9 protein-coding genes are annotated in these 12,238 nt (G+C 59.2%); 6 read left to right on the top strand and 3 right to left on the bottom strand.

Annotated features, from left to right (window positions below; translation table 11 throughout):
• The first annotated feature begins 10 nt into the window (after window positions 1–10).
• The 4 genes from ACILSO_RS06725 to ACILSO_RS06710 all read left to right on the top strand — a co-directional run bounded on the left by ACILSO_RS06725 (window position 11) and on the right by ACILSO_RS06710 (window position 8,860).
• Complete coding sequence (locus ACILSO_RS06725; protein WP_395736608.1) at window positions 11–487, top strand: ExbD/TolR family protein; 477 nt, start codon at window positions 11–13, stop codon at window positions 485–487.
• Window positions 488–564: 77 nt separating this feature from the next.
• Window positions 565–2,703, top strand: a complete 2,139-nt coding sequence (locus ACILSO_RS06720) for a prenyltransferase/squalene oxidase repeat-containing protein (protein ID WP_395736607.1) — start codon at window positions 565–567, stop codon at window positions 2,701–2,703.
• A complete protein-coding gene (locus ACILSO_RS06715) occupies window positions 2,594–5,824 on the top strand; it encodes a site-specific DNA-methyltransferase (RefSeq protein ID WP_395736606.1) in 3,231 nt (1,076 codons plus the stop codon). The genes ACILSO_RS06720 and ACILSO_RS06715 overlap by 110 nt, the downstream gene beginning before the upstream one ends.
• A gap of 6 nt (window positions 5,825–5,830) precedes the next feature.
• The gene (locus tag ACILSO_RS06710; RefSeq protein WP_395736605.1) at window positions 5,831–8,860 is read left to right on the top strand and encodes a DEAD/DEAH box helicase family protein; all 3,030 of its coding nucleotides are present in this window, start codon (window positions 5,831–5,833) and stop codon (window positions 8,858–8,860) included.
• Window positions 8,861–8,990: 130 nt separating this feature from the next.
• Here the strand turns inward: ACILSO_RS06710 and ACILSO_RS06705 are convergent, their stop codons facing one another.
• The 3 genes from ACILSO_RS06705 to ACILSO_RS06695 all read right to left on the bottom strand — a co-directional run bounded on the left by ACILSO_RS06705 (window position 8,991) and on the right by ACILSO_RS06695 (window position 11,366).
• Window positions 8,991–9,881 carry an N-acetylmuramoyl-L-alanine amidase-like domain-containing protein gene (locus ACILSO_RS06705; protein WP_395736604.1) on the bottom strand — a complete coding sequence of 297 codons (891 nt, stop codon included), beginning with the start codon at window positions 9,879–9,881 and terminating at the stop codon, window positions 8,991–8,993.
• Between the two features lie 7 nt (window positions 9,882–9,888).
• Window positions 9,889–10,482, bottom strand: a complete 594-nt coding sequence (locus ACILSO_RS06700; RefSeq protein ID WP_395736603.1) for a TPM domain-containing protein — start codon at window positions 10,480–10,482, stop codon at window positions 9,889–9,891.
• A 68-nt stretch (window positions 10,483–10,550) separates the two neighbouring features.
• The gene (locus tag ACILSO_RS06695; protein ID WP_395736602.1) at window positions 10,551–11,366 is read right to left on the bottom strand and encodes an SDR family NAD(P)-dependent oxidoreductase; all 816 of its coding nucleotides are present in this window, start codon (window positions 11,364–11,366) and stop codon (window positions 10,551–10,553) included.
• A 15-nt stretch (window positions 11,367–11,381) separates the two neighbouring features.
• On the opposite strand from ACILSO_RS06695, the gene ACILSO_RS06690 reads away from it, so the two are divergent.
• Window positions 11,382–11,738: a cupin domain-containing protein gene (locus ACILSO_RS06690; protein ID WP_395736601.1), complete on the top strand. Its 357-nt coding sequence runs from the start codon at window positions 11,382–11,384 to the stop codon at window positions 11,736–11,738.
• 3 nt (window positions 11,739–11,741) lie between these two features.
• Window positions 11,742–12,233, top strand: coding sequence for a fused DSP-PTPase phosphatase/NAD kinase-like protein (locus ACILSO_RS06685; RefSeq protein ID WP_395736600.1), 492 nt, complete (start codon window positions 11,742–11,744; stop codon window positions 12,231–12,233).
• The last annotated feature ends 5 nt before the right edge of the window (window positions 12,234–12,238 follow it).

Genomic DNA, 12,238 nt, shown 5'->3' with positions numbered 1-12,238 from the left:
CTTCCGACTCATGTCTCACGGCCCCAAAAAGCCCCGCGAAATCGAACAGGAGCAGCTCGCCGTCGGTTTCCAGATCGCGCCCATGATCGACGTGGTGTTCGTCATCATGCTCTTCTTCATGGTCATGGTGGGTTCGGTCAAAGTCGAGCGCGAGCTCAAGAGCCAGCTCCCAGGCCTCGCACCACCCAGCGCAGACGCCCCTCAGGAGCTGCCCGACGAAATCACCGTCGGCGTGGAAGAATCCGGTGCCGTCACCCTCAATGACGAGGAATTCGACACCGGTCGTCCCGACAAAAAACTGCCCACCTTCACAGACACCCTCAAGCGTCTCAAGCAGGAGGCAGACAACCGGAACGCCAAGGTCATCGTCACCATCCAGGCTGAAGAGCAGGCCACCTACGAGCGCGTCATCGATGTGCTCAACGCCCTCGCCGTCGCCAAGGTCGCCAACGTGACCTTCACCGTCGGCAGCGATCCCGGATTCTAATTTTCTTTTTTTCATTGGGTCCCCCCAATAAACGGCACGGCTGTTCCGTCGTGCCACCCTGAAGAATTATCTCGCTCATGAATCCCTCGCAGCCCGGCAGCCCGCAGAATCCCCAAAACCCACAGCAGCCCCAGCCACAGCCCCCGCACCCCGGAGCCACACAGCCGCTGCCCCCAGGTTACGCGCCGCCCCCCGGTTATCCGCCGCAGATGCCAGGCTACCCTCAGGGCTACCCCATGCCGCAGGGTTACCCACCGCAGATGCCCGGCTATCCTCAAGGCTACCCCATGCCCCAGGGCTACCCGCCGCAGATGCCCGGCTATCCTCAGGGTTACCCCATGCCGCAGGGCTACCCACCGCAGATGCCCGGCTACCCGCCAGGCTACGTGCCCACCATGCCGATGCCGGCCATGATGCCCCCGCCCGCGCCAGCCACCGGCGCGGTTACGGCCTCCGCTCCAGCCCCCGCCCGGCCTGCCAGCACCGCAGTGCCCGTCGCCATGCCCGTTCCCGCTGCCGTGGCCCCCGCCATGCCAGCCCCTTCCGGCGCAGCTCCCGTCATGCCCGCGCCCAGCGCGCCCATCGCAGCCGCCGTCCCGGCACCCACCGACGACGCCGCAGCCCCCGCCTTCGAGCATCATGAAGGCGAAGTCTATCACCCCCCGGCCCTCACCCACATCGAGACTGGCCCTCCGCCCAATAAATTCGTCCAGATGTGGCGCAAGGCCGGAGCCAGCTCCCTCCTCCTGAGCATCCTCATTCACGCCGGCCTCGGCGTCCTCGCCCTCTTCATCGTCTTCCAGACCGGCGTCATGGACAAGCAGGTCGACTTCCTCCCCGGCGGCGGCACCGCCCAGGGCGCCAAGGCCAGCGCCGATCTGCAGCACAAAGTGCAGCAGAAGAAGCGCAGCACCATCAACAAGGCCATGCCCATGAAAAAGCTGGTCAGCACCAGCATGAGCTCCACCATCTCGCTGCCGGAAGCCCCGCCCGACGCACTGGACATGCCCGACGTCAGCGCCATGATGGGCGGCGGCGCTTTGGGAGCCAGCGGCGGCTTTGGTGCCGGCGGTGCCGGTGGCGGCTTTGGCAAAGGCATGGGCCTCGGCGCAGCCAATGGCTTCGTCACCCTGCCACCCTCCATGCGCAGCCGCTGCTCCACCCAGGAGCGCTTGGAAAAACTCCGCCAAAACGGCGGCTCCCCCGAGTGCGAGGCCGCAGTGTCCGCCTCCCTCGAATGGCTCAAGACCAAGCAGAACCCAGACGGCTCCTGGGGCCGCAACAGCAAGTGCGCCTTCACCGGCCTCGCCCTCCTCTGCTACCTCGGCCGCTGCGAGACCCCCGAGTCCCCCTTCTACGGCGACAACGTCACCAAGGGCATCATGTTCCTCCTTGAAGCCCAGAAGAAAAACAAAAACAAGCTCTTCAGCCAGGCCGAAAAAGGCAATGCCCCCGTCTACGAGCACGGCATCGCCACCTACGCCCTCGGCGAGATGTACACCCTCGCACGCCTTGGCAGCAAATCCCTCCCCGGCATGCGCGAAGCCTTCGAGCAGGGCGTCAAAATCATCATCGACAATCAGCAGGACAGCGGCTCCTGGGTTTACGACTCCGAGACCGGCTTCTACGCCGGCAAAAAAAGCCGCGAAGACCTCTCCGTCGCCGGCTGGCAGTTCCAGGCCCTCAAAGCCGCCAAAAACACCGGCCTCAAGATCGACGGCCTCCACAGCGCCATCACCAAGATGACCAAATACCTCGAGGACAAGCAGACCAAGGACGGCGGCTTCGGCGTCGCCAACCGCGACGCCCACTACAATCAGTGGTCCCTCTCCGGCGTCGGCATCCTCGGCCTCCAGACCATGGCCAAAGGCAAGACCACCCCCATCAAAAAAGGCATCGCCTTCCTTCGCGACTTCATCACCGCCGAGCCCCTCGACTGGAACAAAAACTGCAACCTCTACTGCTGGTACTACTACACCCAGGCCTTCTTCCAGCAGGGCGGCGACGACTGGAAGTTCTACAATCAGCAGTTCCTCCCCCAGATCCTCTCCGCCCAGCAGCCCGACGGCTCCTTCAAGCGCGGCCGCCCCAACTGGCCCTCCGGCGATGCCGCCGACGAAATCTACCGCCAGTGCCTCTGCACCCTCCAATTGGAAGTCTTCTACCGCTACCTCAAAGTCGGCGACCGCGAAGAAGCCAACTTCTTCGACAAGTAAGGGCAGGATAAGGCAGGGGCTTGTTCCCGAACTGCCACTCTTAACAGGCTCGTCACGAGCGCGGCGCAAAAAGACGCAGATCTCCCACCTCCGCTCCGCAGCGCCTAGCCCGTGTGGTTTTGGCGAAGAAGGTTGCGTCGCGCTCGATTCCTTCCTGCGGCATATCCAATCCGAGATTTGGCATGTGGTTGGGCAAATGGATGACGCAGGACTTTTCATCCTGCCTGCGGAACGCCTTGCCATTTCCCAGCCTCTCCGCTTTGATCCCTCCCAACTCATGCCCGATACCCTCAATCCCCGCTCCGGCCCCAAAGAGCGCCGTTTCTTCGATGCTATCCGCGATCTCTTCGTGGGGGCGAAGGTCGATGGCGAGTCCGGCTACATCAATCTCATGCAAATCAAAGCGGGCTACTTCGAGCGCATGGTCGAGCCAGCTCTGCACAAAGATGTCGGTGAAGCGGTGAAAACCTTCCCGGATTTCCGCGAGGAGCTGTTTGACAAGCTCAATGCGTTCTTCTCCCGCTATTTCAGCAAGAGCGGCTCCATCTGCTTCGCCTACACCCCGCAGCACATGAGCGTGTATGAGAAGGTCTATACCGATGAACAGGACGTGGTGCTGTTCTGGAAGACTCACATGCTTTACTATGTGAAGACCGACCGCCTCTTCCGCGATCTCAAAGCGGACATTGACGGCACCACCTTCTTCTTCGACTGCACAGCGCTCCAGCACAAGAAATCCAATGAGAAGAGAGAGCTCGTCTATGCCTTTGAGAAGATCGAGAATGACGGCGTAGTTCGCCTCGTCGTCACCTATTCCGAACGGGGGCGCATCACCAAAACTGAAGACATTCTCAAGGCTCTGAAAAAGGAAGGCAAACTCGTCAAGGAAGCCGTGCTGGAAAAGGCCATGCGCGTCTTCGCGCGCCAGAGCGAGGTGGACTTCTTTATCAACAAGGATGCCCGTGGCTTCCTGCGCGAGCAGTTCGACCTCTGGATGTATCAATACGTCTTCAAGGACGAAACGCACTGGGACGTGCGCCGCATCGCCCAGCTCCAGGCACTCAAGAGCATCGCCTTCCGGCTCATCGACTTCATCGCCCAGTTTGAGGATGAGTTGGTGCGCATCTGGAACAAGCCCAAGTTCGTGCGCGGCTCTCACTACGTTATCACGCTGGATCGCATCGCTGAGCGCGCGGGCGGCCTGGACTTGCTGGGAGACTTTCTCAAGCACGCCAGCATGAAGGACCAGGTGCAGGAATGGCAGACACTGGGTATCGTAGGCGCGGACTTCGATGCCAAAGCCATCCTGGAAGGTAAAGGCAAGGACCGCAGCCTCGCCGCCTCATGGCGCTCCCTGCCGCTGGACACCCTCCATTTCGGCAAGCCGCTGGAACTCCGCCTCCTCAGCCTCTTCGACGATCTCGACAACCAGCTTGATGGCCGCCTCATCAAAAGCGAAAACTACCAGGCGCTCAATACGCTCAAGGAAAAGTTTAAGGGGCGGGTGAAGTGCTGCTACATTGATCCGCCGTATAACACGACAACGGAAACATTGCCCTATGCCGACAACTTCCGGCACGCGTCATGGTTGTCGATGATCTATGACCGCCTGGACATGGCGAAAAGTTTCCTCGGCCCCAAAGGCGTGATCTATTCAAGTATTGATGCCAATGAGCGCAAAGCACTCGAAGGCGCGATGGAAAAAGTGTTCGGTGCTGCAAACCGAGTGGAAGAAATTATCTGGGTGCAAAACACCACCAAGAGCCAGTCGCCGACTTACTCGAACAATCACGAATACGTTGAAGTCTTTGCCCGCGATCTGGAAGCCGTAAAACAGGACGTAAGGATGTTTCGCGAGCCGAAGCCCGGCTACGCGGAGCTGATGGATCTCGTCGAAAAGATAAATCCGGACTATCCCAGCATCGAAGAAATAGAAAAAGCGATCCGCGCCGTATTTGAAGAGCACCGGTCATCTTTCCGTGAAGACTTGGAAGAGCAAGGCATCGAATACGATAAAACCCTCGACTTATGGAAAGGGCTCTACAACTACAGCAATGCAGAGTATCGCGACGCAGACGGCAAATTGGTTGCCGAGAAAGACGCGAAAGCCAAGAAGGCCAAGATTTGGATCTGGCGTGAAGACAATCCATCGATGCCACTCGTTTCAGCAGGCTCAAAGAAAGCGAGTGTGCGTGACCCGAATGATCCGAACTTCCGGTTCTACTCACCACCGCATCCCAAAACCAAGAAGGGATGCACCGTTCCTAAACGTGGCTGGGTTTGGGCGCGCAATCCACTCAAGGGTTTCTCGTCATCATTCAAAGAGATGGATGACGATAACCGCATTGTGTATGGGCCTGATGAGAAAAAGATTCCGCAATCCAAGAAATTTCTCCACGAGGTCGAAACCAACGTCAGCAAGTCTGTAGTGATGGATTATACTGACGGTGAAAAACAGCTCACCGAACTGACAGGCAGCACAAGGAGCTTTCCCAACCCGAAACCGACCACACTCGTTTCGAGGTTTATCCTTCAGACGGCAGACGAGGGTGAATGGGTGATGGATTTTTTCGGCGGCTCTGGCACGACTGGTCACTCTGTCGCAGAAGCGTACCACACTGACCGCATTCGTCGAAAATTGCTGATGGTAGAAGCTGCCGACTACTTCGATACCACACTGCTGCCTCGCATGAAGCGAGTATTTGCTGCGATCACTTGGAAAGGCGGAAAGCCGCTCGCCTTGAATGGAGCTGGAATGTTTTTCAAAGTAGCAGCCCTTGAACAATACGAGGAAGCCATCGCCAGAGCAGTCTATGCCGCAGAAGAGGGCGATCTTTTCCGCAACACCAAGACTGACCTCTATAGCCAGTACGTCTTCTTCCGCGACGAGAAGATGGCGCGAGCCATCGAGCTGGATTACGCCAAGGACGAGGTGAATATCCATCTCGACCGGCTGTATCCCGACATTGATCTGGCCGAGACGCTCTCCTGCGTCACCGGCAAGTGGATCAAGCGGGTGACTGCGGAAGAAGTGGAGTTCGCCGACGGTAGCAGGCAGAGCCTGACCAAGCCGGACTGGCGTCTGCTCAAACCGCTCATCTTCTGGGGGGCCATCGTCTAGCACGCCATGCCGCTCAAATCCCTCGAACATCTGGCCGAGAAGGTCGCCTTTGAGGCCCTGCCGCCGAACTGGAACACGTTCGAGCTGGCGCGCTTTTCCCCCGGCAAGAAGCTGTGGGACTACCAGCAGAGTGCGCTGCGCAAGGCGCTGGCGGTGCTCTGGCAGTACTATGATGACTTTGCAGACTTCGCTCCCGGCGAGGTTGCCACCGTAGCTGCGAAGCGCTGCGAGCGGCTGGCAGAGCTGTACGAAGACAAGATGCATCTCACGCCCAAGGAGCGCCGAAGCCTGAATCTGGACCTGAAGAAGGTGAAGCGCCCGTTGCTGGAACTCATCCATGACTTCTTCCCACTGAATGAGGAGGAGCCGATGCTGGACTTCCAAAGCCTGTGCAATCGAATGGGCTTCTGGATGGCCACGGGCAGCGGCAAAACCATTGTGCTGGTGAAGCTGTTGGAACTGCTGCACCTGCTGATGCGGCGCGGAGAAATCCCGGTGAACGACGTTCTCTTCCTGACCTGCCGGGAGGATTTGATCGAACAGTTTCAGAAAACCGTGTGGGACTACAATCACGCGCCAGACTGCCCCGTCCATATCGAGCTGCGGGAGCTGCGCGAGTATCCCGAAGCGAAGCGTGAAAGCCCCGGTGGTCTGCTGGGGCGTGACTCCACCTTGCGGGTGTATTTCTACCGCTCCGACAACGTGAGCGATGAGCACAAAGAGCGCATCGTGGACTTCCGCAACTACGACAACAACGGCCGCTGGTATGTACTGCTGGATGAAGCGCACAAGGGCGGTGCTGAGGACAGCAAGCGCAAGCACATCTACAGCATCCTGAGTCGGGCAGGCTTCCTCTTCAACTTCTCCGCCACTTTCACCGACACGCTGGATGTGGCTACGACGGTCCACAACTTCAACCTCGCGGAGTTTATCAGCCGTGGCTATGGCAAGCACATCGCCATATTGAAGCAGGAGCTGGACGCCTTCCAGAAGCGCGGGACGGGGGACTACAGCGACGAGGAAAAGCGCAAGGTGGTGGCGAAAAGCATGCTGCTGGTAGCCTTCACAGCAAAGAAGGTCCGCGAATTGCGGAAGGTGGCTCAGGAGTCCACGCTCTACCACCACCCCATGCTGATGGCGCTGGTCAACAGCGTGAACACCGAGGATGCCGACCTAAAACTCTACTTCGAACAGATTCTCGCAATCGGGCGTGGTGATGTGCCTGCCAAGGTCTGGAAGGAAGCAAAGGCGGAGCTGTGGGAAGAACTGAGAGACGAGCCTGAGTTCCTCTACGAAGACAAACGCACGGTGCAGATCGCCAAGGAAGAACTGGAAGCGCTGACGGTAAACGACGTGTGGCGCGACGTGTATAACTGCGAGTCTGAAGGCGGGGAGATCGAGGTGCTCGCCCGCCCCGGCAACAAGCAGGAGATCGCCTTCAAGATGAAGACCTCGGCAAAGCCCTTTGCCCTCATCAAAATCGGCGATGTGTCTGGCTGGCTGAAGGAGAAGCTGACGGGATTTGACTACATCGAGACACTCGAAACGGAGAGCTTCTTCAAAGACCTCAACGCGCTGGATTCGTCCATCAATATCCTGATGGGTTCACGCAGCTTCTACGAAGGCTGGGACTCAAACCGGCCGAACGTGATCAATTTCGTCAACATCGGCATGGGTGATGATGCGAAGAAGTTCATCATGCAGTCCGTGGGCCGTGGCGTGCGTGTGCAGTCCTGGCAGGGAGCACGGCGGCGTTTTGAGGAGTTAAGCGAGGAGTTCGAGAACAAAGACCTCTTCCGCCGCATCAAGCCCGCGACGGTCTATCCCGAAACACTCTATGTGCTGGGCACGAATCGCGATGCGCTGAACGTGGTGCTTCAGGAACTCAAAAAGGAGAAGCCGGACACTCAGCAGCTTCTGCAGCTGGAGGTGAATCCCCAGGTGGCGCAACGTCTGCTCTTGGTCCCGCAGTATCGCGAGATGGGAACGCCGCTCATTGAAGAACGTGTGCCGTCGAAATTTGAAGTCAAGGACACGGACTTTGATCTGCTGGAAGCCTACAACGATCGGGCGTCAGATGATCGCGTGCTGCTCCTTACGCATGGGGGCACGCCGAAGAAGCTCCAACACTTCCGCAAAAGCATGGCGGACTCAGACACCTACTTCCTCAAGCACAGCAACCGGGAGTATCGCAACATGGAGGTCATGGTTGGTCGTGTAATGGATTACTTCGGCCTGCGGCAGAAAGAACTGGAACGGCTGCGGGAAATCGGTGAGTCCGACATCGTACACTTTAAGCACATGGCGGTGGACAAGGAGCACGCGGCGGAGATTCAGCAGCGCGTGGACAAAGTGCTTTTCTCACAGACACCCGCAGGCCAGCAGCAACGCAAAGACATTGAGACGCGCTATCAGCAGGGAGAGTTTGACTTCGGCGAAGCCGCACGGCTGATGGAAGACGCTGGTCTGACAGGCAGGCAGAAATACAACGAGGATCTCGCGCTCGAATACATCACCAATCATTACTACCTGCCCGTGATGTATTCGACAGGGAGGAAACTCGAGTACATTCGCCACATCATCGACACCGAGAGCGAGGTGTTTTTCCTCAACAAACTGCGTGAAGCTGTCAAAAAACAAGACTGCCCCCTACGTGATCTGGAATGGTGGATGTTCAGCAAGCTGGACCAATACATCGACACTCCTTTCATTCCCTACTACAATCCGAAGGACAACCGCGTTGCCAGGTTTATTCCAGACTTCATTTTCTGGGGCCGCTCTGACAAGCGCTACACGATCCTCTTTGTGGATCCCAAAGGCATGGAACAAATTGATGCCGAGCGCAAGATCGACGGCTTCAAGCGCCTCTACGAGAATGCCGACGGAACACCGAAACTGTTTCGGCATGGTGAAATTGAAGTCCAAGTGCGCCTCTCTTTGTTCACCAAAGATCGCAACCGAAGCCCAGAAGGCTCCTATCGCCGCTTTTGGATGGACAGTGTGAAGCAGCTATGCCGGGAAGCATTTGTTGGGTAAGCATGTGGACTGCAGTGCAGTTTGGCCCGCGTAGCCTTCCTATCTAATCCGTTTTTGCTGGGTTATTAGTATTCTTGGCAATAGCACTTTCCCCAGTCTATTGCGGCGGGGGATTGGTCCCGCCGAGCCCTCACCTCGGCCTTCCCACCACGATCCCCGCATGGCTCTTGACCGAGTACAAATACTCATGAATCGTCTTATCAACGACCACCTTCTTATACGTCGCTGACGCATGCATGAACCGGCAGGCCCCATCCCCCGTCCGTAGCGCCAGGCCCACGTGCGAGCAGTACACATGCGCGCGATTCGTCACGATCCCGATGATATACCCGCTCTGAATCTTCCCCTCGCACGCCGCCACCTGATCCTTCGGAATGAAATCAAACGGCACCTTCTCCAGCCTCGCCTCCAACTGCCTCAGTTGCGGCACCAGGGCAGGGGACGCCCTCAAATAACGATACAGCTTCGGATTCAGCGACATCTCATCATTCGCTCTACCCGTCAGCCTCACCACCGGCCCCACCTCCCGCGTCACATAGCGAATGTTCCCCCGCGCCGCATTGTCCGTGAACCACTCATCCAGATAGTGAATCCGGTCCAGATAGTTCCCACGGCACACCCCGCCGCGATACCGCGTCTCCTCAATCTCCCGCAGCAGATCCGACGGCCCATAGGCGCTCTTCCGCCTCCCAATCATCCGCGCCAGCCCCAGCGACACCTCAAAAAACGTCCAGCAGTCCAACCCCAGAAAATTCACCGAAGGCGACTCCACCCGGTCATCAATCTCCAGCGTCCAGCCCACATACGGCGTCCCCCGCAGCGCCAGCCCGAACTGCGCCACCCGCGCCCCCATCGGCAGCGCCGCCCAGTTCTCCGCCATCGCCCGCGCCACCACCTGCTGGAACTTCTCCACCCCTTTGAAAGTCACCGACTGCGGCAAATGCTCCGCAGCCCGCAGCAAAGAGGAAGAAGAGCCCCCGCCCAGGAGGCCCAGAAGTAACCAGTCACGACGTGTCAGCATAACCCTATCAATACAGGTTTTCCGCCATACCTAAAGCCTCTTCTCCCGCCGCACACGCATTCAGCCACAGCGACTCCTCCACCAGCCCGAACTGCTTCGGCAGCAGACGGCACATCTCCACCAGCTGCCGGTCCAGCTCCCGCGCAAACGACTCAATCGCCTGCGCATACCGCTTCCGCCGCAGCGGCTGCTCCGCCGCCTGCAGGCACGACTGCAGCGGCACCTCCTGCAGAAACGGCTCCAGCCCATAGCCCACCATCGTGATCGCCTGGTCAGAGCCCGTGTCCACCAGCAGCATCACCAGCCGGTTCTCGCCCCCTTTCTCCACCGCGCTCGACAAGCTCCCGCGATTAAACAGCCAGAACGCATACGGCACCAGCGGCGCCTGCTGCGGCACATCCATCAGCACCACCGCCACCCCCAGCTGTGGAAACCGCCGCTCCACATCCTCAATCACATGCAATGCCCGCCTGTGAGCCAAAGGCCCCAGCACCCCCGCAGTATCCGCGATCGGCCCCTGCAGCGCCGGCGCAATCCCAAACGTCCGGTCCGCCAGTTCCAGCGAAAACCCGCACTGCCGGCAGGCAGCGTCAGTTTCCATCGCAGGAGCTCGGCAGGCAGGACAGCGCACACCTCACTGTACAACGCAACGCACCCGCTCCGCAACGATCATTCCTTCGCCATGCGCCTCTTCAGCATCCACCGCAAAAACCTCCTCGGCACCAGCCTGAACAGCCTTCCCGCAATCGAAACCCCCAGCCCCGGAAACACACAAGCCCGCCCCTCCTCCAGCGCCCTCAGCGCCTCCCCCACCACCTGCTGCGGCGGGATCCGCAGCAGCCCCTGACCCTCCCGGTTTGTGTCCCCCCCATCCTCACGCTTCGCCGTCTTGCTAAAATTCGTCGGCGTCGGCCCGGGGCACACACAGCTCACCGTGATCCCCCTCGGCGCCAGCTCAACCGCCAGCGCCTCCGAAAAACTCGTCACATACGCCTTCGAAGCCGCATACACCGCCAGCTCCGGCATCGGCAGCGTGCTCGCCAGCGAGCTCACATTGATGATCCCCCCCGGCCGATCCATCCGCGTCAGCATCCCATGCGTCAGCATCGTCAAGCCCGTCACATTCAAATCAAGCTGAGTCCGCGTCTTCTCCTCCGCCGAACTCATGAAGCTCCCATAATCCCCCATCCCCGCATTATTGATCAGCAAATTCGGCTTCACCCCGTTTGCCTCAAGGAACTCAAAAACATTTCGGATACCCGAATCTTTTGCCAGATCCGACACACAAGTCAGCACCTTCAACCGCTCCGGCAGCTCCCTTTTCACCCCCTCCAGCGCCTCCGCCCTCCGCGCCACCAGCACCAAAACCTCCGCCCTCGGCGCCAGCTGCCGCGCAAATTCCGCCCCCAGCCCCGAGGACGCCCCCGTGATCACCGCCCGGCACTTTTCCAAAGAAAATCCATTCGCTTCCATTAGGTGCAGCATTACCACACTCCCTGCATGACCATCAACCAGCTTTCCACGCAGAATCCCTTCACCACCAAGGACGGCAGCACCATCCGCAGCATCCTGGACCGCACCAACGCCCCCGTCCAAAACCAAAGCCTCGCCGAAGCCGTCGTCCCCGTAGGCCGCCCCACCGAACGCCACTACCACAAGCTCAGCGAAGAATTCTACTTCATCCTGGAAGGAAGTGGAACCATGGAGATTGATGGAGAAATGCGTGGCATCACGTCCGGCGATGCCATCCTCATTCCCCCCAACTCCTGGCACCAAATCACCGCCACCCAAACCCTCCGCTTCCTCTGCTGCTGCGCCCCGCCCTATTCGCACGAGGACACCTATTTCGAATCATAGCCCATGCCCTCACCGATCCGCCCGTGGTACTGGCCTGAGCGAGGCCAGCCTGAACGCACCGAGCCCTTCACCTGGATTGTCGAAGGCGTCATCGCAGCGTCTTGGTGGCCGGATCCGTATGTGTTTGATCTTTATGATGAGCACGGCATACGGGCCGTGGTGAACTGCTGCGAGTTTGACAACCGCGAGGACGTGCCGCCTCACCTGGCCTACCATCACATTCATGTTCCGGACTATGGTGTGCCTACGGATGAACAGATCGAGCGCTTCATGACGCTGATGGACGTGCACCAGGCTGCCCGTGAGCCCGTGGTGGTGCATTGCGTGGCAGGCTGCGGCAGGACAGGGCAGTTTATCGTGGCATGGTGTGCCAGAGCGGGCTTCATCCCCGCGGGCAGCGATCCGGTGCAGTGGATCCGTGCCCGGCGGAAGTGCTGCCTGGAAACCCGCGAGCAGGCAGACTGCGCCAAGCGGTGGATGAGGAAGTTTTGCTGAAGCAG

The organism is Prosthecobacter sp., from assembly GCF_044226605.1.
Taxonomy (GTDB): Bacteria; Verrucomicrobiota; Verrucomicrobiia; order Verrucomicrobiales; family Verrucomicrobiaceae; genus Prosthecobacter.
Note: the sequence above shows the minus strand (reverse complement) of the source record. Positions and strands in the feature narration are given on the sequence as shown.

What these genes read in the sequence shown, in the direction of transcription:
- ACILSO_RS06725 (WP_395736608.1), top strand. Translation starts at nt 11, where the DNA reads ATGTCTCACGGCCCCAAAAAGCCCCGCGAAATCGAACAGGAGCAGCTC.
- ACILSO_RS06685 (WP_395736600.1), top strand. Translation starts at nt 11,742, where the DNA reads ATGCCCTCACCGATCCGCCCGTGGTACTGGCCTGAGCGAGGCCAGCCT.
- ACILSO_RS06690 (WP_395736601.1), top strand. Translation starts at nt 11,382, where the DNA reads ATGACCATCAACCAGCTTTCCACGCAGAATCCCTTCACCACCAAGGAC.
- ACILSO_RS06720 (WP_395736607.1), top strand. Translation starts at nt 565, where the DNA reads ATGAATCCCTCGCAGCCCGGCAGCCCGCAGAATCCCCAAAACCCACAG.
- ACILSO_RS06710 (WP_395736605.1), top strand. Translation starts at nt 5,831, where the DNA reads ATGCCGCTCAAATCCCTCGAACATCTGGCCGAGAAGGTCGCCTTTGAG.
- ACILSO_RS06695 (WP_395736602.1), bottom strand. Translation starts at nt 11,366, where the DNA reads ATGCTGCACCTAATGGAAGCGAATGGATTTTCTTTGGAAAAGTGCCGG.
- ACILSO_RS06700 (WP_395736603.1), bottom strand. Translation starts at nt 10,482, where the DNA reads ATGGAAACTGACGCTGCCTGCCGGCAGTGCGGGTTTTCGCTGGAACTG.
- ACILSO_RS06715 (WP_395736606.1), top strand. Translation starts at nt 2,594, where the DNA reads ATGCCGCCGACGAAATCTACCGCCAGTGCCTCTGCACCCTCCAATTGG.
- ACILSO_RS06705 (WP_395736604.1), bottom strand. Translation starts at nt 9,881, where the DNA reads ATGCTGACACGTCGTGACTGGTTACTTCTGGGCCTCCTGGGCGGGGGC.